Origin of the sequence: Mesotoga sp. HF07.pep.5.2.highcov (assembly GCF_003666285.1) — a bacterium.
Lineage (GTDB): Bacteria > Thermotogota > Thermotogae > Petrotogales > Kosmotogaceae > Mesotoga > Mesotoga prima.
In genome coordinates this window covers 1-1,593 of the sequence record NZ_JFHJ01000699.1, presented here as the reverse complement: position 1 = coordinate 1,593, position 1,593 = coordinate 1, and the positions used below count along the sequence as shown (strand labels likewise).

The 1,593-nt window shown below is 42.5% G+C and carries 2 protein-coding genes and 1 pseudogene; all 3 read right to left on the bottom strand.

The features are described 5' to 3' along the window. Positions 1–127 precede the first annotated feature (127 nt). A complete protein-coding gene (locus BG32_RS14910; RefSeq protein WP_259459794.1) occupies positions 128–733 on the bottom strand; it encodes a hypothetical protein in 606 nt (201 codons plus the stop codon). Then, complete coding sequence (locus BG32_RS14905; RefSeq protein ID WP_259459793.1) at positions 717–1,298, bottom strand: hypothetical protein; 582 nt, start codon at positions 1,296–1,298, stop codon at positions 717–719. The genes BG32_RS14910 and BG32_RS14905 overlap by 17 nt, the downstream gene beginning before the upstream one ends. Continuing rightward, positions 1,240–1,593, bottom strand: a pseudogene (locus BG32_RS14900) (hypothetical protein); the annotation flags it as partial. The pseudogene BG32_RS14900 and the gene BG32_RS14905, both read right to left, overlap by 59 nt.

The window sequence follows — 1,593 nt, the reverse complement described above, 5'->3', positions numbered from 1 at the left end:
CTGCTGGCCGCTACGTCTGCAATTTCAACAGGTTCGAGGAGAAATGTCAGAATAACCCCACCTGTTACGATAAGGAAAATCGCCATCACTATTACCATAACGTACTTCTCCATAAATTCAGCTCCCCCTAAAAGATTCCAGTCACATTTAGATCGATTTTCAGTTCAAGAGATAGATTCGAGGGAATGTTGGACTCCGGGAGAATCGGAAACCCAAGATTAGATCTTAGCTCTAGCTTTTTGACAAGTATTCTGGGTTCATTTACAATCATTTCTACGAGATCGAGAATATCCCTTGAGTTTCCCGAAGCAATTATCCCATTGTAGTCGCCGGGCTTCGACCCTATTGGAATTCTCTCTTCAAGATCATTCAAATAGCTTCTAGTGCTCATTGAACCAAGTGCCTCGTTTCTCACCCTTGTAAGGAGCTGAACTTCAAGATAGGCGCTTTCTAAACCATTTACTTCATCAATGAGCAGAGAAGTGTTCTCAAAAGTGCTGTAGGAGTACAGAATAACCAAGAAGAGAAAACCCAAAACAGTCAAGGTAATCAATGACCAGAAAGCAAGTTTTGAGTTTATTCCTTTCTTGTCAAGAAAATTGAGCCTTCTATTCAGCTTATTTGCGTAGTCTCTGTGGACAAAAAACGAATCGCCACCCTCAAAAGGCTCAGCTCCTGCGGGTGCTTTCATTTCTTCGAAGTTGAATCCGTTCTTCTCATTCAATGAGGTCACCTACCTCAAGATCAACTAGCTGAAGTGAGTACAGCTCGGCAAAATCCAAATTACCCCTGACGCTTGGTCTTGCGAGAAGCGTTGGAGTCGTATGCGGAGTCGGGAAAAACATCTCTTTTCCTTCAAAAATGAGATAGTAGAAAGAGTTTCCTACCCCGCTTTCAAACTGTATTCTGGAGGCAATTGTTTTCATTGCGTTCTCGTCCTCAAGATAGGCCTCTATTGTCCTGAAGACATCCATTTCAACTGACTTCAAATCAACATGTTTACGGAGATCATTTACCTGTCTGCTTAGTTTATTTCTTATCGCGATGTACTCCTGCTTCTTTTCATACATCATGTCTATATCTTCTTTCAGATTTCCTGTCAAATAAGTCCCGGTATTGTCGAATAAGTACCCTTTCATTCTTGAAACCTGTCGCAATCTAATTTCGAAAGCCTGGGTCACAAAGAAACGCGACCCGAAAATCAGCAAGATGATTATCAGCAGAACTATCAGAGAGTACTTAAGCCTTGAGACCCGCCTCTTCCTTGAATACAAGTTTACGTCGACCAAGTAACTCACCACCTCTCATGAGCAGTCCCGCCGATGTATATGTTATACCGCTTGTTTCCTTCATCTTAAGAGGCATGCTCGCTACCTCAGTCTCAGTGCCCAGAATTTGCTGAAAGGCTCTTGAATAAACAGCTGTCGAAAGGCTTGACTGGCCTGCAACAAAAAACCTGTTGAAGAGTGATTCGTCGGCTGCAGATGTATTGGGAGAATTAGACAGAGTGTTTGTGAGGTACATTCTCAACTGATACGATATCATACCCTCGAGTCTTTCCGAAGCTTCTTCAATCAAAGAGTCATAATAGGC